This is a genomic window from Pontibacter indicus (assembly GCF_900156345.1).
Lineage (GTDB): Bacteria > Bacteroidota > Bacteroidia > Cytophagales > Hymenobacteraceae > Pontibacter > Pontibacter indicus.
Genome location: NZ_FTPP01000004.1, coordinates 111,831 through 135,356, shown reverse-complemented (window position 1 = coordinate 135,356; position 23,526 = coordinate 111,831). Strand labels below are relative to the sequence as shown.

Below are 23,526 nucleotides of genomic sequence, written 5' to 3'. Positions count from 1 at the left end.
AAATGATGTTATTTTCTATTTCTTCTGCCCTTGGCAGGTGCGGCAGCGCCTCCCGCTCCCTTAAATCCTTCCTTCTGTGCTTTCAGAATAGCGGCATCGCGCACGGCTTTCTTCGTCACGTCACCTTCCGTCAGGTTGTTGAAGCCGCTGATCAGTTTGTTGCCTCCGAACTCTACCAGGAACACCGCCTTTTTCTCGCCTGGCTCGAAGCGCACAGCTGTGCTGGCAGGTATGTTGAGGCGCATGCCAAAGGCAGCTGCCCTGTCAAACTCGAGCGCCTTGTTAGTCTCAAAGAAATGGTAATGCGAGCCTACCTGAATCGGTCGGTCTCCTGTGTTGGCCACCGTTACACGCACGGTTTTGCGTTTGTCGTTAGCCTTTATCTCGCCTTTCTGTAATATATATTCACCTGGCTTCATAGTATAAGTGTTTTAGTTGTTCGTAGCTTGCTTTAGCGGATAGGGTGGTCTACCGTCACCAGTTTCACACCGTCGGGAAATGTGGCTTCAATCTGCACGTAATGCAGCATATCAGGCACACCCTCCATCACCTGGTCTTTCTTGAGGAGCTTGGTGCCCTCCTCCATCAGTTGCGCTACCGTTTTTTTCCCATCACGGGCCTCCTCCATCAAAATGCCACAGATGTAAGCAATGGATTCTGGGTAATTTAGCTTCACACCTCGTTTCAGCCTTTTGGCCGCGAGCTCACCAGCCAGGTGAAGCAGCAGTTTTTCGTGTTCTATCGGATTTAAGTGCATACAACTTTTTTGTTTATATAATTGATTACAGAAATGTCTGAAACTGAAAGATCCCCCTAGCCTTTTGTGGTGATGATATGGGGTTTGTGGTTGATGTATATGCTTGGCTCGCTATTGAAGTCCCTAATACTCTGAGCACACGCCGCTATAACCGATACCTGGTATATGGCAATTAAAAATAAGACTTTACCCATACGAACGCCATCAATTTAACTTAACTCATAATAAAATGAACTAATTTAGGTGTACTTACCTCATTACGAAAAGGTTTTGTGGACAAGTAAGCCTAGCTAAACGCAAGATAGCGTGGGGGTATTAAGCTGATTTAAGAGCGGTATTAGAGCGAGATTAGAATCCGGGAAACCACACAAACAGGCACACGTGATTTGGAGCGCCCTGTCTGTCAACAGGTTCCTTTGTAAGCAAGCAGGTATAGAGGAGCCAATGCGGACCGTGCCGCAGGTATAGGAGCCGGAAAAAGTGACGAGGAGAAAGAGGCTAACCGCCTCAGAAAAGGATTGGCTCCGCCGCTTGATTCTAAGCGACAGGGCCAAGGTATAGCACTATGCGCTTTGCGCAGCGTATGCGGCAGGCAGCACGACTTCCATCGTGGTTCCCTCGCCCACATTGGAGCTTACCCGGATCGTGCCTTTGTGCGTTTCCAAGATTTTCAGGGCCAGGGGCAGCCCGATGCCGAAGCCTTCATAGTCGGCCGTGTTGGAAGCACGGAAATATGGGTCAAATATCTTGTCGATCTCCGAAGAAGGTATACCGATGCCTGAGTCAATGACCTGCAGCTTTACCTCAGTGCCATCAGCTGCCAGCTTTAGCATCACATGCTGGTTGTCCGAGTACTTAAACCCATTCAGGATGATGTTGCAGATGGCCAGTGTCAGCAATTGCTCGTTACAGTTCACATACAGCATGGCCTCATTTTCAGGAAACCCGCTGTAGTCTACCCTGAGCTTGAAGCTTGTGTCCATTTTGCTGATCGTCTCCTGCACATTCTCCAGTATCTCGTCCAGCCTGCGCACGCTCCATGGTTGCCCCTCCCGGTTGTTTTCCGTCTTGGCCAGCTCCAGCAGGGTGTTGATGATGTGCTTGAGCTTTTCGGTTTCCTGCATGATCATCTGAAGTGAGTAGGTGGCCCGGTGGTTTTGCTCCAGTTGCGAGAGCGCTATCTCGGCCTCACCAGCTATAACAGTAAGAGGCGTGCGGAGCGAATGAGAAATGTTGCTGACATAAGCCTGCTGCGATTTGAAAGCGACCTCAATCCGTTGCAACAGCCCGTTGAGTGTGTCCTCCAGCTCGCTTATCTCATCCAGGCTATGCTCCTTCTCGAGTCTGTCGTTCAGGTTAAAGGCATTGATGCTGTTCACCTTTTTGATGATCTTGACCATGGGCCCGAAGAGTCTTTTCGAAAAGAAAACTGTCGTGAGCGTCATCACAAAAACAGCCGCCAGGAAAGCGATGGTCAAGGTGGTTTTTAACCTTTTGCGGTAGGCGTCGCCCTCCACGTCGCGGGCAGAAGACACCACCAGTATGTCATCGTTTCCGTCTGCATTCTCCTTGAACAGCCCCACATAATGCACGCCGTCCTGGTAGTGCCGGGCCCTTCCATTCCGGATCGCCTCCCAGTAAAAATCCTCGTCCAATGGCAGCACCTCGGGGAATTTGATCTGGTCGCTTTCGCGGTCGAAACGGAGAATGTACTCTTCCTCATCAGCCAGATGCTGCAGAATGCTGTTCTTGACGGCATAGTAATCCTCCGCTTTTTCCTGCTTCAGCACCGCGCTGGCCACAATGGTGGAGCTGTTCTCGAGGCTCAGGAAAAAGTTATGCTGCCTATACCCGGATGACATGGAGTACATCACCAGGTTTATACTTAATAGTATAAGCACCATCAGGCCTGTAAACAGCACGATCAGCCAATATTGTAACCTCATATTACTGCACTCTCATCACATACCCTACTCCGACCACCGTGTGGATCAGGCGAGAGCTAAAATCCTTGTCTATTTTTTTGCGGAGGTAGTTGATGTACACATCCACCACGTTTGTGCCCATGTCGAATTCAGAGCCCCACACGTTCTCCAGAATATCCAGACGCGGCAACACCTTGCGTTTGTTCCTGATCAGGTATTCCAGCAACCGGAACTCTGTCACGGTGAGGGCCACCACCTTGTTGCCGCGCGTCACTTCCATGGTGTCGAAGTTAACGCTCAGGTCGGCTATGGTGGCTACGTTCTGCTGTGCCAACCCCCTGTTCGATCTTCTGATGAGGCTCTGCATGCGTGCCCGTAGCTCAGCCAGATTAAAGGGCTTTACCATGTAGTCATCAGCCAGGCTGTTCAAACCGTTCACTATATCCTGTGTAGAATCCAGGGCCGACAAGATGAGGATGGGCGTATTGGGGTCTGAGTCGCGGATGCTTTTGCAAACCTCCAATCCGCTGAGGCCGGGCACCATCACATCGAGTATGATAAGGTCGTACTGGTTCAGTCCCGCCATTTTCACGGCCGTGTAACCGTCCATGGCGACAGTGAACTCAAGCCCCTCGCCTTCCATTCCCCTTTTGATAAGGGAGATTACCTTTGGCTCGTCTTCTAAGAGTAGTACCTTCATATATCAATTTCATCTGGAAGTCAGTCCCTGTGGGATGCACGCGGCTTGCTCCGGGCATCTGGCAGCTCCCGCAACTAATAGCCATAACTCACTTCTGCTGTTTTGTTATATTTAAATGGCAGGGGCAGGTATATCTTCTACGAAGATCAGCTGCACTAAATTAAGAGGTTCCTGTGAGAACTTCGGAAAGAAACGGCCTGAATCTTCCTCAAATGCCGGGAGACACTCACGGCAGGGCGCGCCAATCTCACGTTTACCGGCGAGACATTAGGTACACTTGCTCGCTGCCAGCAAACGTGGCACAAATCAAAAAACACTTTATAGCTATATAGCCCGAACAGCCGTATCTTCGTGAGTGGGTCTGGGTATACATCCAACCGCTACAACCGCGCAGGCAAGATTATGATAGAACTTACAGCACAGAGTTTTACCACCTTTTTGGACCTCCTGGGGACTTTTGCGTTTGCCGTGAGCGGTATCCGATGGGCTGCCAACAAGCAGTTCGACTGGTTTGGAGCCTATGTCATTGGGCTGGTAACGGCCATTGGTGGCGGCACAACCCGCGATCTGCTGCTCAACCTCCCTCCTTTCTGGATGCAGAATGCCAGTTACCTCATCGTGACAGGTATAGCCCTGCTTGCCACAGTTGTGTTCCGGAAACAACTTTTTCGCTGGGGCAGGGCCTTGTTCCTCTTCGACTCTATAGGCCTCGGTCTGTTTACGGTAGTGGGGGTAGGAAAAAGCCTGGAAGCGGGGCAGCCGTTCTGGGTATGCATTATGATGGGAGCCATCACCGGTTCGGTGGGAGGTGTTATACGGGACGTGCTGCTCAACGAGGTGCCGCTTCTGTTCCGGAAAGACATTTATGCCCTGGCTTGCCTAGTGGGCGGCATCGTTTACATGATCAGCTACCAGTACGGCTTGTCCATCTCCATCACCGAACTGCTTGCTGCCCTCACCGTCATCCTGATCCGGGTGGTGGCGGTGCGCTATCATATCCAGCTGCCATTTCTAAATCCCGTCGATACGGAGCGGGGTGGTGATAAGAAGGTATAGCCCATGTGGCTTCCACAAACTAGTCAATCGGATTCAAGCCTCTTATAACCAGCAGGTATATACCCGTCAGGTACAAGTGGCCGACAAAGCTTTTTAGCATTGACACCTTAAAACTTTCCTCTTTGTACCCTTCCTTGACTTAAATTTTTCAGTATGCTATACCTTTTTCATCCAGCCAGGGCTGCAACATGTTGGTTTTCATCATCCCGAAAAAATCCTACTAAAGAAGGCAACTAGCCCGACCATTAGCATAGGATTGAAGTTCGTGGTCCGGAGTCCTTTGTTTCTTCCAGTTTCTTTTAAAGAATAACAAGAATTTTGAGTGTTTTTTTCAGTGTGGAACAGCCGCGAAAGGTAAAGGGCGCAAACAGCAAAAGCACCTGATTTCTAAAATTTATGCCAAATTTCTATTAGACTTTTTAAAGCTATACCTAAACTGAAGCAAGATTTTACGCCAAATTTTTGAAGATGGCAGACTATAAACTGGTATGCCTAAAATGAATTTTGTAGTTTTAGACATGCTACAAAGAATCAACCTCACTCCTCTCAGAGACTTCTTAAAATCCGGATCAGCCGGCGGCTTCATCTTGATGGCCTGTGTTGTTTTGTCTCTACTTATCGCAAACTCTCCCCTGGGCCCAGGCTTCGAACGCCTGCTGGCGCTGCAGTTAGGGTATGAATCCGATGCGCTGCAACTAAGATATCCTATTCTGCTATGGATCAATGATGGCCTGATGGCTATCTTCTTCCTGCTGGTAGGATTGGAAATAAAACGTGAACTGGTAGAAGGGGAATTGTCCTCCTTTAAACAGGCTGCTTTACCTGTATTTGCCGCTATAGGCGGGATGTTGGTGCCAGCCGCTGTTTATACCCTGTTCAACCTGGGTACAGCTACTGCGAACGGCTGGGGCATACCCATGGCAACCGATATTGCCTTTGCCATTGCCGTGATTACGCTTCTGGGCAAAAGGGTGCCGCTCTCTTTAAAGGTATTCCTGACTGCCCTGGCTATTGTCGATGACTTAGGAGCCATTGTGGTGATTGCTGTGTTCTACACGACTGAAATGCACCTCAACTACCTCCTGTATGCCGCGGGTGTATTCGCTTTGCTCATCGTCTTTAACCGCATGGGGGTGAAGAACATTTGGTTATACCTGCTGCCAGGCGTTGTGATCTGGTACTTTATCCACCACTCAGGTATACATGCCACTATTGCAGGCGTACTGACCGCACTGACCCTGCCTACTACGCCTGACGAAAAGGAATCCCCGCTGGAGAAACTGGAGCACGCCCTGGTTAAACCGGTGAACTTCCTGATCATGCCGATCTTTGCCTTAGCCAACACCAACATTACCTTCGAGGCAAGCATGCTCGACGGACTGACCAGCACACTTGGCCTGGGCATTATCTTTGGCTTGCTGGTAGGCAAACCAATTGGCATTGTCTTTTTCTCGTGGCTGTCGGTGAAACTAGGTATAAGCTCGCTGCCTACAGGCACCAAATGGCTACAGTTCGTGGGCCTGGGCTTACTGGCAGGCATTGGATTTACCATGTCCATCTTTATCGCCCTGCTCTCTTTCAGCGACCCTGATTTCCAAACGCAAGCCAAGTTTGCGATTCTGGTAGCCTCTGTTATTGCCGGTATATCAGGGTACCTGTTCCTGGGAAGAATGGGTGCAAAGAACGAGCTGACGGAAGTACCTATCACCCGGGATGTACCCGTGTCACAGGAAGGCAATCCGATAGCATAAGTACTGATTCAAGACATTCTCAAAATAAAAAAGGCCTTGCAAGTTGTATACCTGCAAGGCCTTTTTTATTAACCAATGTTTGACCCAATAAAATAAAAACGGCCCCTGCAATACGCAAGGGCCGTTTTTTTAGATGGGTTGTGGAGATGCAGGGATTCGAACCCTGGTCCAGACAAGGAAACCGTCGTGCCTTCTACATGCTTAGACTTATTCGGATTGTCGGGAGCTTGCAAGTATAAGTCAAACTTATGCGCACTCCTTAGATGCTTAGTTTCGCCTGTGCACCGCACCCTTACACAGACTAGTCAATCGGATCGAAGCCTCTGATGTGCAAGCAGATTCACGAAACCTGCACGAGACTATGGCTAGTGCTTAATACCTAGATTAAGCAGCCATGGCGTAGTTAGATTCGCCAGTTATTGTTCGAACGGATTTTTAACAGGTGGTACGTTCATCACCCGACATGCTTACACGCAATCTGCACAAGCTGTCAATTCCAGTCATCCCCGTAAATGAAAGAACGTCGTATTCTTACGTGTTATACTTCAAGAAGTATGCCACAAAGGTAGATAATTTGCGGCATACTTCTATCTGTTTTCTGTCTATAGAACACAATTAACTGGTGGGAGGTTTCATTTGCGCCAGGCGACTTACTTTGCTGACAAAACGTCCTGCTGTGCCATTTTTGGGGCTTCGTACAGGTCGATGAGCGAGTGGGTGTATTTGAGGTAATCCATCGGATTCTTCACCTGAAACACTTTAGGCTGTTTGGCACCAGCGGGTACCAGCATCAGCGAGGACTTTCCGTCAATCTTTTCGCGCTGCAGGGCCATACCTTCCCGGTTGTCGAACTTCACGTCGAAGTAGTACAGGTATGGGAACACCCAGCCTATGTACTTGCCTTTTGAGGTGCCGGAGAGGCTTCTGATCTCCAGTGCTTCGTAGTCGTTCACGATTGCTTGCTGAAACTCCACCGCGTTCAGGGGCACATTGTTCAACACGGGCATCACGTCATACTGTCCGTCGAGCATCACCCATTTCTTCAGGTCTGGCAGGTATACCTCCAGCACCACGTGCCCGGCCCCTGACTCAATGGTCTCCACCTCTTTCATTTTGAGGCCCATGGTGCGGGCAGGCAGACCGATCGCATTCAGGGCAGACGTCGTCACGATGCCGTATTCCACGCAACGGAATTGCTTGCCATCTTTCACTTCCGCCAGTATGGTGAGCGCATCAGGTTTGCTAGGTGTGTTGGAACCGTTGTGCTGCCACTGGTTGTGCACCCAGTTTACAATGCGCAGGGCCTTTTCCGTGTCGTTTTTAGCGCCGGCCACAAGAGCATCTAGCTGATACTGCTCGCGCAGTGTTTGCAGGAACTCGTTGTTCTGATTCTGCACATACAGGAAGGTATAACCAGCCACTTTCTGGGCCTTGTTGAACTGGATGCCTTCAAAGCCGAAGCCCCGCAGCTCTGTGAGCGCGTAGTCCTTTTCGTTGAGCTGCACATAGAACTGATAGGTCTTGCCCGGCTTTACCTGAAATGAGATAGAGTCGCGGTCGGTGCGGAAGGTAACGCCTACTTTTTTACCAGGCACCGGTACCAGCATGACATCCGGCACCAGTTCAGGCATGATGTTCCAGGAGCCCTTTGTCCACTCCTTCCCAATTTTATAATCGGCCGCCGGAGCATTTGCCTTGATGACGGGTAAACCTTTGTACTGCTGCTGCGCGAAAGCAGGTATGGCGAATACAAACAACACGAACAGGATTGATGATAATTTTTTCATGGTTTTAAATTGTACTTATGGTGAATGACAGGTAATCTATTTCTTTCAAATGTGACTGATGCTTCTACTTGCGAACCCGGGCCAACCGTATGCCCTGACCAGCTGAAAGGGTATAAGAAAGATAAATGCCAAAAAATTAAAATGCTGATTATCAACATATTAACTAGTATCTCAATCTATACCTGTCCGCTTCCGATACACCTATACCTGATACACTTTTGCGTTTTTAGAACAACCTATTACCGACTCTCGCACAGCAGAATGTTGGCTCGCAGGGGCATCAAAAAAAAGCGCCCTGCAAGCTGGCTGCTTGCAGGGCGATGACTAATGGGGATACATGTTTTCCCATTAGCTATTGTGTTCTAAGTGTCAGTCTATTCTGTCCGCAGCGAGTCAACGGGGTCGGCCATGGCTGTTTTGATGGCGTGGAAGCTGAGCGTGAGCATGGCAATGAGGATGGTGGCGGCAAAGGCTACCCCAAAGATCCACCAGCTCAGCTCCGTGCGGTTGGCGTAATCATTGAGCCATCTGTTCATCATATACCAGCTTAAAGGCAGCGCGACCACATTAGCGATCAGCACAAGTTTCAGGAAATCCTTGCTGAGCATAAACACAATGCCCGACACCGAGGCACCCAGCACCTTCCGGACACCAATCTCTTTTTTGCGCTGCTCTGCTGTGAAGAGCGCCAGCCCAAACAGACCCAGGCAGGAAATGAAGATGGCGATGCCCGCAAAATAGTTATTCAGCTTGCTGATCACGGCCTCGCTCCTGTAGATGCGCTCGAACATGTCGTCCAGGAAATGGTATTCAAAAGGGAAGCCCGGGTTATGCTTCTGCAGGATGCTCTCCATTGCGGCAAGCGCGGTTGTCGTCTGTCCCGGCGCTACCCGGGCATACAGGAAGCTGATGTTAGCGGGGTCCAGTTTGATGATCAGCGGCGCGGCCCCCACCTGCATTCTCCTGGACTGGAAGTTCTCGATCAGGCCGATGATGCGCCCCTCAGCCCCCCAGAGCTTGAGCCATTGGCCAACCGGCTCCTGCAGCTGCATCAGCCGGGCCGCCTCCTCGTTGATGATGTAATTGGCCGTGTCAGCACCGAAGTCTTTGGAGAAGGTGCGTCCGTCTTTCAGCCGTATTCCCATGGTCTCCAGCAGGTCGTAATCCATGTGCATGTAGTCGATCAGTACAGCTGCGCCGGGCTCCTTGCCTTTCCACTCCACATCGCTGGTGTTCGCTCCCATCCGCAGCGCGAACTGGTCTGAGGCCGACACAGCCGTAATGCCGTTCACGCGCAGCAGTTCCTGCTTGATCACTTCGTAGCGGTCCTGCATTTGCCCTTCAACGGGAATGAGCACCATGTTTTCGCGCTGCAGGCCGATGTCTTTGGTGCGGATGTAGTGAAGCTGCAGGTATACGACCAGTGTGCTTACAATCAGCAGGGCCGACAGCATAAACTGAAACACCACCAGGCCTTTGCGGAAAAGCGCCACCCGATCATTAAGCTTCACCGTGCCTTTGAGCACCACCGCCGGGTCGAAGGAAGACAGGAAGAAGGCCGGATAGCTGCCCGACACGATACCCGTAAACAAGGCCACACCCAACAAGAGCAGGAGGAGCGTTGGGTCACTTAGATCAAAAGCCACGGCTTTGCCCGTCAGTTCATTAAAAGCCGGCAGCAGCATACCGGTGAGATTAACTGCTATAAACAGCGCCAGAAACGCGATCAGCACAGACTCGATCATAAACTGCCCTACCAGCGAGCTTTTGCTGGCCCCGATGGCTTTGCGCACGCCCACCTCCTTGGCCCGCTTGGCAGACCGCGCCGTGGCCAGGTTCATGAAATTGATGCAGGCGATCAGGAGCAGAAAAACGGCCACCACCGAAAACAACCGGACATACATGATCAGCCCGCTTTCTGTTTTTCCCTTCCGAAAGTCTGAGTAGAGGCGTATGTCCTTCATCGGCTGCACAAACAAATCTGTATCGCGGGATCCTTTGTCGCCCTTTGTCAGGAAGGGCTTGATCTTCTCGTTGAATGCCGCAACATCCACGCCCGGCTGCAGTTGCACATAGGTGCGCAGGCTGTAGTTGCCCCACTCCTTGATCCAGTCGTGCATGGCCGCATAGTCGGCAAAGGGGATGACGTACTCAAACTGGAGCGAGGAATTCTTCGGCACAGACTGCATCACGCCTGACACGGTATAGCTTTCGGTATTGTTCAGCTTCACCAACTTGCCCACCGCTTCGCGCGTGCCGAACAGCTTCAGAGCCAGGCTGTCGCTGATGACCACCGTTTTGGGCTGCTGCAGCACCTGTGCCGCGTCGCCCTGCAGGAGCGGGAAAGAGAACACCTGGAAAAAGGTAGAGTCGGCATAAACGCCATTGCCCTTGATGGCCTTCTCGCCGTGGCTGAACAGGTTCTCCTGCTCCCAGGAAATGCGAACGGCCTGCTGCACCTCGGGCAGTTCGCGTTGCATGGCCGGCCCCAGCTGCCCTGGCCCCGAATCCGTGGTCAGATCGTCCGCCCCCGGGTAGTGCTGCACGTTCAATACCCGGTAGAGCTGGTCCACATGGGTATGAAAGCGATCGAAGCTCAGTTCATCCTTCACCCACAGCAGGATCAGGATGCTGCATGTCATACCTAAGGCAAGACCCGAGATGTTGATCAGGGAAAAACCCTTGTGGCGCATCAGGTTGCGGTAAGCCATTTTGAGATAATTCTTCAGCATCGTTTTTTATAGTTCTGTTACTTCCTCCAATTCATTTTCAGCATACCTGACAGCACGCAGCCATCATGGACCTGTTAAAGGCAAGAAATAAAAGTGCCACATTCCTAATACATTGATTAAAAGCTAATTATACAGACGCAATAGAAACAGATTGTCCGTTTACGATACACATTCGCCAGGTATAAATGTGCGCTTTCGCAACACATCCTGACCGCCCCAAAAAACTGGCTTTACCTAAGGTAAAATTGCGAAATACTCATTACCTTCGGATTGTAAATTAGCTTTTTTGCTTATGGCTGCTGTTAAAAACGGACGGGTATTGGTAGTCGACGATGAGGCCGATGTGCTCTTCGCCATGAAGATGTTGCTGAAGACCGAGGTTAAGGAGGTGGTGACGGAGAAAAACCCGGAAAACCTGCTGAAGCTGCTCGACAGGGAGCGCTTCGATGTCATTTTCCTGGATATGAACTTCAAAAGCGCCCTCCATACCGGCAACGAAGGCATCTACTGGCTCAACCGCATTCTCCAGAAAGACCCCAACGCCACCGTGATCCTGATCACAGCCTATGGCGATGTGGAGCTGGCTGTACGCTCGCTCAAAGAAGGTGCCTACGACTTTATTGTGAAGCCATGGCACAACGACAAACTGCTCGAGACGCTGCACCACGCCCTGGAGGCGAAGCAACTGAAGCAGAAAGGGCAAGCTGCCAAAAGTAAAACGAACAGCAACGCCTCGCCTATACTGGGCGAATCGGAAGCCATACGCGAGGTGCTGTATAAGATCGATAAGATTGCACCCACAGAGGCCAACGTGCTCATACTGGGCGAGAACGGTACCGGCAAGGAGCTGGTAGCCCGGGCGCTGCACCAAAAGTCCTTCCGGGCCGACAAGCCTTTTGTGAGCGTGGACGTGGGCGCCCTCACCGATTCGCTGTTTGAGAGCGAATTGTTTGGGTATAAAAAAGGCGCTTTCACCGATGCCAAGGAAGACCGGATGGGTCGCTTTGAGGCGGCCAACGGCGGCACGCTCTTCCTCGACGAGATCGGTAACATCTCACCCACCATGCAGGCCAAGCTGCTTACCGTGCTGCAAAACAGGCAGGTGACGCCGCTGGGTTCTAACCAGCCTATCCCAGTGGACATCCGACTGATTACGGCGACCAATGCGCCCATTTACCAGTTGGCTGCCCAAAACCTGTTCCGCAAAGATTTAATTTATCGCATCAACACCGTGGAGGTGGTGCTGCCGCCTTTGCGCACACGCGGTGCCGACGTGGAGCTGCTGGCACAGCACTTTGCTGCTTACTACGCGCCCAAAAACCACAAGCCTATACCTGAGTTTACGCCTGCCACGCTTCAAAAACTACGGCAGCATACCTGGCCTGGCAACATCCGCGAGCTGCAGCATGCCGTGGAGCGGGCCATCATCATGGCGGAGGGCAATGTGCTGCAGCCACAGGATTTCAGCTTCTCGGCCATGGAACTGGAGGGCCCTCAGCCTGCTGCGGCTGGCGCATTGGTGTTCGACCAGCAGTTGCCGCTCAGCGAGATTGAGCGGGAAACCATCCGTCGGGTACTCGAGAAGAACAAAGGCAACATCTCCAAATCAGCCAAGGAGCTGGGCCTGACCCGCACCGCACTCTACCGCCGCCTGAACAAGCATGAAATTTAAGCGCCTCGAGTTCGGCCTGCTGATCCGATTCATCCTGCTGCTGGGCATGATGCTGCTGACCTCTGTCTACCTGGTTAGGTTCACCTGGCTGCAAGTAGGCTCCGGCATTTTGGTGATGCTGGCGCAGGTATGGGAACTGGCCAATTACGTCACCCGCAGCAATTACGAAATGGCTAAGTTTCTGCAGGCAGTACGGCAGCGCGACTTCACGCAGCAGTTCAACGAAAACCCCTCCAATCACTCGCTGGGGCCGCTGCACCAGGCCTTCAACCAGATCAGCTATACCTTCAAGCAATTACAGATCGAGAAGGAGGCGCAGTTTCAATACATGCAAACCATCCTGCAACTCATAGACACGGGCATCATGGCCTACGACGAAGCGGGACAGGTGGAGTGGGTGAACGATGCCTTCAAGAAAATACTGGGTATACCGCACCTCAAAAGCCTCGACAACCTGGAGCGGCGCTATCCGCAGCTGCTGGAGGCGATCCTGGAACTGCAGCCCGGCGAGAACAAGCTGCTGAAACAGAAACTCCCGCAGGGCAACACCCAACTCCTGCTTTCTGCTACCGCTTTCACTATGCAAAACCACCCGCTCACGCTGGTCGCCATCAAGAACGTGAGCGCTGCCGTGGACGAAACCGAAACCGAAGCCTGGCAGAAACTGCTGCGCGTGATGACGCACGAGATCATGAACTCGGTGGCCCCCATCGCCTCCCTGGCCGACTCGCTGGGCAAACACCTGCAGGCAGAGCGCGAAGAACAGGAGGCAAAGGGGCAGCAGCTGCCAAACCACGAGCTGCTGCAGGACACTGAGGAAGGCATTTCCATCATCAAGAAGCGAAGCGAGGGTCTGTTGCGTTTTGCCCAGTTCTACCGCAACCTCAACAAATCGCAACAGCTGCTGCTCACCACGGTCTATATACAGGAACTACTCAACAGCATCGACGCGCTCATGCGCCCACGCCTGGCCGAGCAAGGTATAGCCCTCCACTGCCAGGTATCGTTGCCGGACCTGACCCTGAGCGGCGATGTGAATCTGCTGGAACAGGTGCTGATTAACCTCATCCTGAATGCGGCCCGGGCCGTGAAAGAGGTGCCGGAACCGCAGGTATGGCTCAGTGCCGGCAAACTGGAAAGTGGCAAGGTATACGTTGAGGTACGTGACAATGGCACCGGTATACCGGAGGCACTCATGGAGAGTATTTTCATTCCTTTCTTCACCTCGCACAAAGACGGATCAGGTATAGGCCTCAGCCTGGCCAAGCACATCATGCTATTGCACAAAGGCTCCATCCAGGTAGAATCGCAGGAGGGCGTGGGCTCTGTTTTCACCCTCACCTTTTAGCGTATACCTTTCACTATTAACTATTTAAAACCACTTCCGTTCATAGGCAAACGAGTATATACCTCCAAAATACTCTTGCTTTATGAACAGCCCCTCCCTCCAGCAACATGTAGCTGCGATGCTGGCTACCGCCGGTATTACCGTCAGCGGACCCAACCCATGGGACCTACAGGTGCATGATGATCGCTTTTACAAACGTGTGCTTAGTCAAGGCTCGCTGGGTTTAGGAGAGGCTTACATGGACGGCTGGTGGGACTGCGATCGGATCGATGAATTTGTGTTCAGGGTGATGCGGGCCGACCTTTACAAAAGCGCCCGCTTTGGCTGGCGCACCGTGTTGGAAGTGCTGCTGGCGAAACTGATCAACCTGCAACCCAAAGGCAAAGCGGCCTGCAACGCGCAGCGTCACTACGACATCGGCAACCAACTCTACCAGCGCATGCTCGACAAACGCTTGGTCTACAGCTGCGCCTATTGGAAAGAAGCCGATAACCTCGACCAGGCACAGGAAAACAAACTGGATCTGGTTTGCCGTAAGCTGCGCCTCCAGCCCGGGCAGCGGGTGCTCGATATTGGCTGTGGCTGGGGGAGTTTTGCACGGTATGCGGCGGAAACGTATGGCGTGGAAGTGGTCGGTATTACGGTTTCGAAGGAGCAGGCAGCGCTGGCTCAAGAGCTTTGCAAAGGGCTTCCTATCGAGATCAGGCTGCAGGATTACCGCGACGTGCGCGAGCAGTATGACCACGTGGTGTCGATCGGGATGGCGGAGCACGTGGGCTACCGCAACCACCGCACCTATATGCAAACGGCTGCCCGCTGCCTTAAAGACAATGGCCTGTTCTTGCTGCACACCATTGGTGTCAACTTCTCCAAGACCTCCCCTGACCCTTTCATCGACAAGTACATCTTCCCCAACTGCCTGATTCCCTCGCTGCGGCAACTGAGTGCCGCCATGGAGCATGTTTTTGTGGTGGAGGACCTGCACAACTTCGGCCCAGACTACGACCTGACACTGATGGCCTGGTTCCAGAACTTTAACCGGCACTGGCCCGAGCTACAGGGGGAGTATGGGGAGCGTTTCTATCGTATGTGGACTTACTACCTGCTCTCCAGTGCTGGTTCCTTCCGGGCGCGCAACAACCAGTTGTGGCAATTTGTGCTTTCTAAGAAGGGTATACCCGGCGGCTACGAAGCGGTGCGGTAGGTATAGGCTATACCTAAAAAACAAAGGCCGGTGAAACTAGTCACCGGCCTTGTCTTAGTTAGGAGAGTTAAACATGCATTATTTTTGAATCAGGATTCGGATGAAAGAAACCCCTTCGTCGGTTACCAGTCGGGCAATGTACATGCCTCCGGCCAGTCTGCCTCTTTCGAACTGATAGGTATGATGCTGGCCTGCACTACCTGTACCATGTGCCAGAACAGCTACTACAGCACCTCGCATATCGAGCACCTCCAGTTTATAGCTGCCATCTTGCGTTAGCGTGAAACCAATGTCGGTTTTAGCACCGAATGGGTTCGGCACGGCACGCAGGGCCATTTTCTCAGCACTGATCTCAGCTTTGGCAGCGGCGGTTGCTGTCGCAGCCAGTCCACAGTTACCCAGGCTTCCTTTGGCAGCTGTGAGCAGGTATGGCACTGCATTCGGAGCCACACATTCTGCCACACCATCCACACATACCAGTACTTTGTCTTTCTTCTTGCCATCGCCGCAGCGCACGTCTACCACCGTTATCGTGATCGTCTGGTGCTTGATGCAGCCATCGCCGTTCACGGCGCGCACCGTGAAGGTATAGGTACCAGCAGCTTTCGGCGTGAATGTCACGCTGGCACCTGTCGTTGCGCTCAGGCCTTCTGGTCCGCTCCAGGTATACACGTTGTCGGCATCGCCACCCGCCTGCAGGCGCACATTCTGCGGACCGTAGCCCAGGTATAGGTTAGAGGCCACGCCGCCTGTGTAAACGTTCGAAGTGGCCACCGCCTCCAGGGTAAGCGGAGTCGTGCAGGCGTATGTTTCCGGCAGATCGAAGGCCTCTACCTGATCGAAGCGGTTGGTGCTCAACCCTTGTTTGGCGCTGTAGCCCAGTCCTCTTCTGGCAAACACCTTCCAGATCAGTTCCTGGTTGGCACCCTCATAGTTCTGGCGGTCGGCCAGCAGAATCGCGTCGCGGCCGTCGATGAAGCCAGGGCGGCAAACCTGCAGCTTCATTCCGTCGATCACCAGCTGCATGGCCATGTTGTTGCCACCTTTACCATGGTACAGGTCCGCATCGAAACCGTATTTGTCGATCATCGCCCAGGTCATATCCCAGAGCATGGTAGACCACACAAAGCCCACCCCGTGCGGCTGGCTGATAGCCGCGTTGTTCGTAGAAGCATAGGTATGCGCGTTGATGCCGAAATCCGTAGAGTAAGGAGCAGGGCGGATGCCGTTTCCGTCAGTGGCCTGCCCCTGTGCATAGGTACCGATGCCGCGCTTTTTAGCGCCTGTGTCACCGGGCTTCATGGTCATCATCAGGCCGAACCAGTCGCTCCAGCCCTCTCCCATCTGCTCGGCGTTGCTCAGGCAGCCCGTCACCGTGCGCCCGCCCGTCAGGCGGTTGGAGATGCCGTGGCCGTACTCGTGCACGATGATGCCGTTGTCGAAGTCGCCATCAATTTCCGGTCTGCCATCGTCCTTCAGGCGAACGATCACATCCTCGCCGGCATCCAGGCGGGCTCTCAGCAAGGCGCCTGCCTCCTGGCTGATCATCACAGCAGGTATCGTAATAGGCATAGTCGGTGTTCCTCCCATCGCAATCGGGTCGCCTGGGGCATTATTGATCACGATCACAGCAATGGCACCTGCCAGTTGGGCTGCTTCTACTTTTTCCGTAAACGGACAGTTTCCTCTGTACGCCACAGCGATGTTACCGGCAACCTCGGCCGTGTTAGAGAGCACGCCGCAGCCTTCCTGTGGTACAGCCGATGTGCCTTGCCCTACCACCAGTTTGCCGACTACAGGGTCTGAGGTGAGTTTCCGGGCCCAGGCCGCTTCCGTTGCCGGGTAGCTGCCGGCCACTGAGGCTGGCGAAGAAACAGACACCATGTCCGGATCGGGCGGGCTGCTCCACAGGTACATCTGCATGCGGGGCGCAAAACCGTCGGCCGGCGTGGAGAAGTTGGCGTTGTTGCGGGAAGTGCCGTTGCGGTTGTCCTGCGCCTCAGCCAGCACCGGGTCACCCTGCGATCCGCCACGGCCGTAGTTGTTGAGTTGGAAGTTGCCGCTGGCCTCGTCAAAGCCATATTGATACCACACATCATGAATCACGTTGTTCCAGTAAAACAGGTTGGTGATGGCCGCGTCGCGGTTCTCTACCGGCGGTTTAGTGAAGTCGATCGGAAAGTCGAAGCTTAGCTCCGGTCCGCCGTCTGGGCTGTAGTTGAGGCTCCAGCTGTTGTTGTTAATGGGATCTTCGTAGGCGTACACGTTATTGCCACGCGTTCTGGTTTCGGTGTGCCAGCCTTGCGGCGAGGCCGTTTGATGGGCAGCGGAGGTGCTCACCATGGAACGCGGTCCATGGCTCGGGCTCTCCACCGGCATGGCAAACACATTGTAGGCATTGGATACGCGCACGATGCTTGCCTGAGGCGCCGCTACATAAGGCGAGGCCAAGGTATGGCTGTGGTCTTCGTGCATAAAGCTGCCTCCGGGGCCGTCATTCTCGAACTGGCAGTGTACCACCATGTTGTCTTTGTCGAGCACAGCGCCTGTGGTGGCATCCAGGCGGATGTTCCACCAGTTCTGGGCATCCAGTTCGTAGATGGACACTTCCCAGGCCAGGCGCAGACTGCCGTCTTTCATGGGCTGGTAAACCAGTTTGGCAGGTATAGGCTCGAGCGAGATGCCCGCTTTGGAGAAGACGACCGCTCTGTTGCGGCCATTGCCCCGCTCCTGTATAGTCAGCGGCTCTTTCATGGCGATGCCTAAGTGCTGGGCAGCGGCGGCCACGGCCCCGGCAGCGTCCAGGCCCGGCTGGTTCGATTTTACCCACTTGCCCACCTGCTTGTGCATGCGGTTGCCCATTGTGAGCACACGGCCCTCTTTGCTCATGCTGATGTTGGTCACGGCGCCATGTACCTCAATCCCTCGGTAGAGTTGCTTGATGTAGAGGTGCTTCATGCCGCTTTTTGGGCTCTCGCTTTCGCTGCCCAGTTCGAGCTCGGCTACGTCCTCGTCTTCTAATTCGAGTTGTTTTTTGTTTTGCTGAATGTGGTTCAAAGCCGCCTGCGGGACAGGCCTTTGGTCGGACTTCCCCTGCCCGAAGGCGGTAAAGGTTCCGGACAGGAATACGACCAGCAGCAGGAGCTGCCAGTGCAGTTGTACATGTGTTTTCATGCGCTAAGTTTTTAAGAGTTAGACAATCGCGGTTGGAAGGCACGGATTGTTGGAGCGGAGTAATTAACTTCCTAAAAGTAAAGAGCTTACAGCACGAAAAACAGGAATTATCAGAGCAAAAAGTAACTTATACTATTTTTCTAAATAATTAAATAAAGCAAATACAACATCATTGCTTTGAGTAAAAATAAACAGCTCGCAGGTACCTTTTTTTCTGTATAGTTTATTTTATATATAGACTTTGCGTGGTGCAACTTAAAGATTTTTTTCTGCAGTTTGTCTCCATTCGGCCTGCTAAACACTGTGGATAAACCCTTGGAAAACTAGTGTATAAAAAGCACTCCCATCTGAGCATCAGATTGATTATCTTTGTAGGGAATGGAAAATTTTGTAGTATCAGCGCGTAAATACCGTCCGGCCACGTTCGACAGCGTGGTGGGGCAGCACCACATCACCAACACCCTCAAAAACGCCATCAGCAGCCATCATTTGGCGCAGGCATTCCTTTTTTGTGGTCCGCGTGGTGTGGGCAAAACCACCTGTGCCCGTATCCTGGCTAAGACCATTAACTGCCAGAACATCACCCCGGAGGTAGAGGCCTGCAACGAGTGCGAATCGTGCCGCAGCTTCAACTCCAACAGCTCTTTTAACATCCACGAGCTCGATGCCGCCTCCAACAACTCGGTAGAGGATATCCGGAACCTGGTGGAGCAGGTACGCTACGCCCCACAGACCGGCAAATACAAGATCTACATCATAGACGAGGTGCACATGCTCTCGAACCAGGCCTTCAACGCCTTCCTGAAGACGCTGGAGGAGCCGCCTGCCTATGCCATTTTCATCCTGGCCACCACGGAACGCCACAAGATCATCCCGACCATCCTGTCGCGCTGCCAGATCTTCGACTTCAACAGAATCCGGATCGAGGATATGGTGCGCCACCTGGGCAATATCGCCCAAAAAGAAAGCATACAGGCCGAGGCCGACGCCCTGCACCTGATCTCGCAGAAGGCCGACGGCGCCTTGCGAGACGCCCTGTCGATCTTCGACCAGATGGTGACCTTCTCCGGCCACAACGTGACCTACAAGGCCACGGTCGAGAACCTGCACATCCTGGACTACGACTACTACTTCCGCCTGACAGACCACCTGCTTCACCAGAATTTATCGGGCGCTTTGTTGTTGTTTGATGAAATTCTGAAGAACGGTTTCGATGCGCATAACTTCCTGATCGGTATAGGCGAGCACTTCCGCAGCCTGCTGGTATGCAAAGACGTGCAGACGGTACAACTGCTCGAAGTATCGGACAACATCAAAGCCAGGTATGCCGAACAGTCGCAGCAGGCGAACGTGAGTTTCCTGCTGTCGGGCCTGAACCTGGTGAGCACCTGCGACATGCACTACAAGAGCAGCAAAAACCAGCGCCTGCATGTGGAGCTGTGCCTGATGAAAATGGCGCACCTCAACGCGGCCTTTAGCTTTGCCCAGGAAGGAGCCGAATCAAAAAAAGCTAAGGTAGCAGCCCCGGCACCAGCCGCTACCAAGTCAGTTGGTGCCCCGGCTATACCTTCGGCAGCGATGCAGCAGCCCGCTAACGGCTCGGTGCCTTCAGCCGCCATGCAGCAGCAGGGCACAGCTATACCTTCGGAGAGCCTGCAGCAACCCCACCGACAGGGCCATGTACCTTCTGAGGAGCTGCAACAGCCGCCCAAACCCCAGCACGTAACGCCCGATGGCCGCTTGTCGCCTGCGCAAGACGCGCAGCCGGCACCTGTCGCGCAGCGTCCTTCTATACCTGTGCCGCCTCAGAAAAAGCTCGGCAAACTGCCAAGCCTCAAAGATCTGCAGAACCCGCCTGCAGCTATAGCCGATGTGGCCGTGGCGGAAGAAGAAGACGACACAGCCTACAGCGCCACCGCACCGCTCGACCAGGCCCGCCTGAACACGGTGTGGCACGCCATCCTGCGCCGCAAAAAAGGCGAGAACATGATGGAGTATACCTTGCTCAACCGTCAGTTCCACATTGGGGAGGGTAACGAGATTGTGCTGCACCTGGAGAACCACGTAATGATGGACCAGTTCACGACACTGCGCCCCGAGATTTTGCGTGAACTGAAACAGCAGACAGGCAACCGCAGCATTAAGCTGAGAGCCGAGGTGATGGAAGTGCAGGATGAGCGCAAACTGTATACCTCGCAGGACAAATTCAACTACCTGGCCGAGAAATACCCGGTGCTCGTCGATTTAAAGCAGCGCTTTGGCCTCGACACTGATTTCTAATTCAGGAAAAATTTTATATTTGTAAAGTTCTAATTAAAACACAAGGTGAGTCACAAGGCTTTCTTCGCGGAAGCTTTGTGGCCCAGCCTTTTTGTTTTGCCATACCTTATCCTATACCTAACCTCATACTCATGAAAAAAGGATTGTCCCTGTTTTTGGCTGCGTTCGCCCTCACGTTCACGCAGTGTAAGAACGAAACGTACCAGACCGCCTCGACGACCGACACGGCTGTGGCTGCTCCAGCGCAGAAGGAGTACAAGTACGAAACCGTGCCGAATGACCCGCTCAATGCCCGCGTCTATACCCTGGACAACGGCCTGAAGGTATACCTGACCGACTACGAAGACGCGCCACGTATCCAGACCTTTATAGCGGTACGTGCAGGCAGCAAAAACGACCCTGCCGATGCCACCGGTCTGGCGCATTACCTCGAGCACATGGTGTTCAAAGGCACGAGCCAACTAGGCACGCAGGATTGGGCCAAGGAGAAAGCCGAGCTCGATAAGATTGAGGCGCTCTACGAGAAGCACCGTCAGACGACTGACCCAGCCCAGCGCAAGAAAATCTACCACCAGATCGACTCCATCTCCGGCGTAGCGGCTACCTATGCCGTGGCCAACGAGTACGACAAAATTCTGGGCGCCATCGGGGCAAAAGGCACCAACGCCTATACCTCTGTGGAGCAGACCGTGTATACCAACGACATCCCGAGCAACCAACTGGAGCGCTGGGTAGAGCTGGAAGCACATCGTTTCGGGGAACTGGTGCCACGCCTGTTCCATACGGAGCTGGAAGCTGTGTACGAAGAGAAAAACCGCACGCTCGACAACGACGGCTGGAAAGTGATGGAGACGCTGAACGCCGCCATGTTCCCGACGCACCAGTACGGCACACAGACCACCATCGGCACCATCGAGCACCTCAAAAATCCGTCTATCACCGAGATCAAGAAGTACTTCGACAAGTATTATGTGCCGAACAACATGGCCGTGGCACTGAGCGGCGACATCGATTTTGATGAGGCCATCCGTGCGATTGATGCCCATTTCGGTAAACTGAAGCCGAGCACCGCTCCAACTTTCACGGTAGCGCAGGAAAAACCGATCGCACAGCCGATTGTGAAAGAAGTAAGCGGCCCAAGTGCTGAGAACGTATCCATCGCTTACCGTTTCCCGGGCATGAGCGCACGCGACGCGCAAGTGCTGAGCATGATCAGCGCCATCCTTTACAACGGACAGGCGGGTCTGATCGACTTGAACCTGAACCAGCAGCAGAAAGTGTTGCAGGCTTATGGTTACGACAACCAGATGAAGGACTACTCAGTGTTCCGTCTGGGCGGTTCGCCACGCCAGGGCCAGACCCTGGACCAGGTAAAAGACATGCTGCTGGCACAAGTGGAGCTGGTGAAGCAAGGTAAGTTCGACGACGATCTGATCCCGGCCATCATCAACGACAACAAAATCAGCCTGATGCGCGCCTACGAGCGCAACTCGGAGCGTGCCGATGCTTTCGTGACGGCCTTTATCTACGACATTCCGTGGGCCGACTATGTGCAACGTCCGGATCAGTTTGCCAAGATAACGAAGCAGGATGTGGTGGAAGTAGCCAACAAGTACCTGGGCAACAACTACGTGCTGGTATACAAGCGCAACGACAAGAACGCCACAGCCGAAAAAGTAGAGAAGCCAAGCATCACCCCGGTGCCTGTTAACCGCGAGGCGCAGTCGGCTTACTACAGCCAGTTTATGGCCAAGGAAGTTTCTGACCTTTCGCCTGTTTTCGTGGACTACAAAGCCGACATCAAAGAGGCCAAGCTGAAAAACAACATTCCGCTGCTCTACACCAAAAACAACGAAAACGGCCTGTTCCAGCTTTATTACATCCTGGACATGGGCACCGACAATGACCAGAAACTGGGTATGGCGGTGAACTACCTCCGCTTCCTGGGCACCGACAAGTATAGCGCAGAGGAACTGAAGAAAGAGTTCTACAAGCTGGGCACTTCGTTCAACGTGTCTGCCGGCGGTGACCAGGTATACGTGACGCTCTCCGGCCTCGACGAGAACTTTGAAAAGGCGCTGGCCCTGTTCGAAAGCGTGCTGCAGAATCCACAGCCGAACCAGAAAGCCCTCGACGACATGGTGCAAGGTATACTGAAGGCCCGAAACGACGCTAAACTGAATAAAGGCGTTATCCTGAACCAGGCGCTGGTGAGCTATGCCAAGTATGGACCGAAAAACCCGTTCACGAACGTGCTGTCGGAAAAAGAGCTGAAGGCTGTGAAGCCGCAGGAATTGGTGAGCCTGATCAAGAGCATCCCTACCTACGAGCACCGCGTGCTCTACTATGGCCCACGTGAAACAGACGCCTTGGTGGCGACGCTGAATGCGGGCCACATCGTGCCGGCTAAACTGAAGCCTGTGCCAGCCGAAAAGGTATACGCTGAGCTCGATATCAAGCAGCCGACGGTTTACTGGGTAGATTACAACATGGTGCAGGCCGAGCTGATTTTCCTGACCAAAGCCGATGCCTTCAAGAAGGAAATGGTGCCGACTATCCGTCTGTACAACCAGTACTTCGGGGCAGGTATGAGCTCGATTGTGTTCCAGGAACTGCGTGAGTCAAAAGCACTCGCTTACTCGGCCTATTCAAGCTACAGCACGGCCAGCAAGAAAGACCGCTCGAACTATATTACTTCATACATTGGCACGCAGTCAGACAAGTTGCCTGAGGCCATGGCAGGTATGCAGGAGCTTCTCACCAACATGCCGCTGGCAGAGGCTAACTTCGACATTGCCAAGGCATCGCTGCGCAACAGCATTTCGTCGGAGCGCATCACCAAGTCGTCTATCCTGTTCGACTACGAGCGTGCCAAGCGCCTCGGCCTGGACTACGACATCCGCCGCGACATCTACGAAAGCGCCAACAGTCTGACCTTCGACCAACTGCAGGAGTTCCAGAAGCAGTTTGTGAGTGGTAAGCCACAGGCGATCCTGGTGATCGGCTCGAAAGACAGACTGAACTTTAAGGAACTGGAGAAATATGGCAAGGTAAAACAACTGAGCCTGCAAGAGATCTTCGGATACTAAGACTCCGCCCTATACCTTAAGAAGCAAAAACGGCAGCCTCATCGGGCTGCC

14 protein-coding genes and 1 other RNA gene are annotated in these 23,526 nt (G+C 53.2%); 7 read left to right on the top strand and 8 right to left on the bottom strand.

Annotated elements, in window-relative coordinates:
- Positions 1-8: 8 nt before the first annotated feature.
- The 4 genes from ureB to B0B12_RS17520 form a co-directional block, all read right to left on the bottom strand.
- Positions 9-419, bottom strand: coding sequence for an urease subunit beta (gene ureB, locus B0B12_RS17535; protein ID WP_076671599.1), 411 nt, complete (start codon positions 417-419; stop codon positions 9-11).
- Positions 420-451: 32 nt separating this feature from the next.
- Positions 452-757, bottom strand: coding sequence for an urease subunit gamma (gene ureA, locus B0B12_RS17530; RefSeq protein WP_007653127.1), 306 nt, complete (start codon positions 755-757; stop codon positions 452-454).
- Between the two features lie 563 nt (positions 758-1,320).
- Entirely contained in the window at positions 1,321-2,703 is a 1,383-nt protein-coding gene (locus tag B0B12_RS17525) for a sensor histidine kinase (RefSeq protein WP_083704284.1), read from the bottom strand.
- A gap of 1 nt (position 2,704) precedes the next feature.
- Entirely contained in the window at positions 2,705-3,382 is a 678-nt protein-coding gene (locus tag B0B12_RS17520) for a response regulator transcription factor (protein ID WP_076671593.1), read from the bottom strand.
- A gap of 402 nt (positions 3,383-3,784) precedes the next feature.
- Between B0B12_RS17520 and B0B12_RS17515 the strand changes: the two genes are divergently transcribed.
- Together B0B12_RS17515 and nhaA are read left to right on the top strand one after the other, a co-directional pair.
- On the top strand, positions 3,785-4,438 hold the full coding sequence (locus B0B12_RS17515) for a trimeric intracellular cation channel family protein (protein ID WP_076671590.1): 654 nt from the start codon (positions 3,785-3,787) through the stop codon (positions 4,436-4,438).
- 518 nt (positions 4,439-4,956) lie between these two features.
- A complete protein-coding gene (nhaA, locus tag B0B12_RS17510; RefSeq protein ID WP_083704312.1) occupies positions 4,957-6,189 on the top strand; it encodes a Na+/H+ antiporter NhaA in 1,233 nt (410 codons plus the stop codon).
- Between the two features lie 138 nt (positions 6,190-6,327).
- On the opposite strand, the gene ssrA is transcribed toward nhaA, so the two are convergent.
- From ssrA to B0B12_RS17495, 3 genes are all read right to left on the bottom strand, one after another.
- Positions 6,328-6,697, bottom strand: a transfer-messenger RNA (tmRNA) gene (ssrA, locus tag B0B12_RS17505).
- Between the two features lie 142 nt (positions 6,698-6,839).
- Positions 6,840-7,976, bottom strand: a complete 1,137-nt coding sequence (locus B0B12_RS17500; RefSeq protein ID WP_076671584.1) for a transglutaminase-like domain-containing protein — start codon at positions 7,974-7,976, stop codon at positions 6,840-6,842.
- Positions 7,977-8,350: 374 nt separating this feature from the next.
- Positions 8,351-10,708, bottom strand: a complete 2,358-nt coding sequence (locus tag B0B12_RS17495) for an ABC transporter permease (protein ID WP_076671581.1) — start codon at positions 10,706-10,708, stop codon at positions 8,351-8,353.
- Between the two features lie 292 nt (positions 10,709-11,000).
- On the opposite strand from B0B12_RS17495, the gene B0B12_RS17490 reads away from it, so the two are divergent.
- The 3 genes from B0B12_RS17490 to cfa all read left to right on the top strand — a co-directional run bounded on the left by B0B12_RS17490 (position 11,001) and on the right by cfa (position 14,932).
- Entirely contained in the window at positions 11,001-12,380 is a 1,380-nt protein-coding gene (locus B0B12_RS17490) for a sigma-54-dependent transcriptional regulator (protein ID WP_076671578.1), read from the top strand.
- A complete protein-coding gene (locus tag B0B12_RS17485) occupies positions 12,370-13,728 on the top strand; it encodes a sensor histidine kinase (protein WP_076671575.1) in 1,359 nt (452 codons plus the stop codon). The genes B0B12_RS17490 and B0B12_RS17485 overlap by 11 nt, the downstream gene beginning before the upstream one ends.
- 82 nt (positions 13,729-13,810) lie before the next feature.
- Complete coding sequence (gene cfa / locus B0B12_RS17480) at positions 13,811-14,932, top strand: cyclopropane fatty acyl phospholipid synthase (protein ID WP_076671572.1); 1,122 nt, start codon at positions 13,811-13,813, stop codon at positions 14,930-14,932.
- Between the two features lie 78 nt (positions 14,933-15,010).
- Here the strand turns inward: cfa and B0B12_RS17475 are convergent, their stop codons facing one another.
- Positions 15,011-18,106: a T9SS-dependent M36 family metallopeptidase gene (locus B0B12_RS17475; protein WP_244554757.1), complete on the bottom strand. Its 3,096-nt coding sequence runs from the start codon at positions 18,104-18,106 to the stop codon at positions 15,011-15,013.
- 378 nt (positions 18,107-18,484) lie between these two features.
- Here B0B12_RS17475 and B0B12_RS17470 point away from each other — a divergent pair, with 378 nt between their 5' ends.
- Both B0B12_RS17470 and B0B12_RS17465 read left to right on the top strand, forming a co-directional pair.
- Positions 18,485-20,386 (top strand): DNA polymerase III subunit gamma/tau, encoded by a 1,902-nt coding sequence (locus B0B12_RS17470; RefSeq protein WP_076671569.1) that lies wholly within the window; start codon positions 18,485-18,487, stop codon positions 20,384-20,386.
- A 131-nt stretch (positions 20,387-20,517) separates the two neighbouring features.
- Positions 20,518-23,475: a M16 family metallopeptidase gene (locus tag B0B12_RS17465; protein ID WP_076671566.1), complete on the top strand. Its 2,958-nt coding sequence runs from the start codon at positions 20,518-20,520 to the stop codon at positions 23,473-23,475.
- Positions 23,476-23,526: the final 51 nt, after the last annotated feature.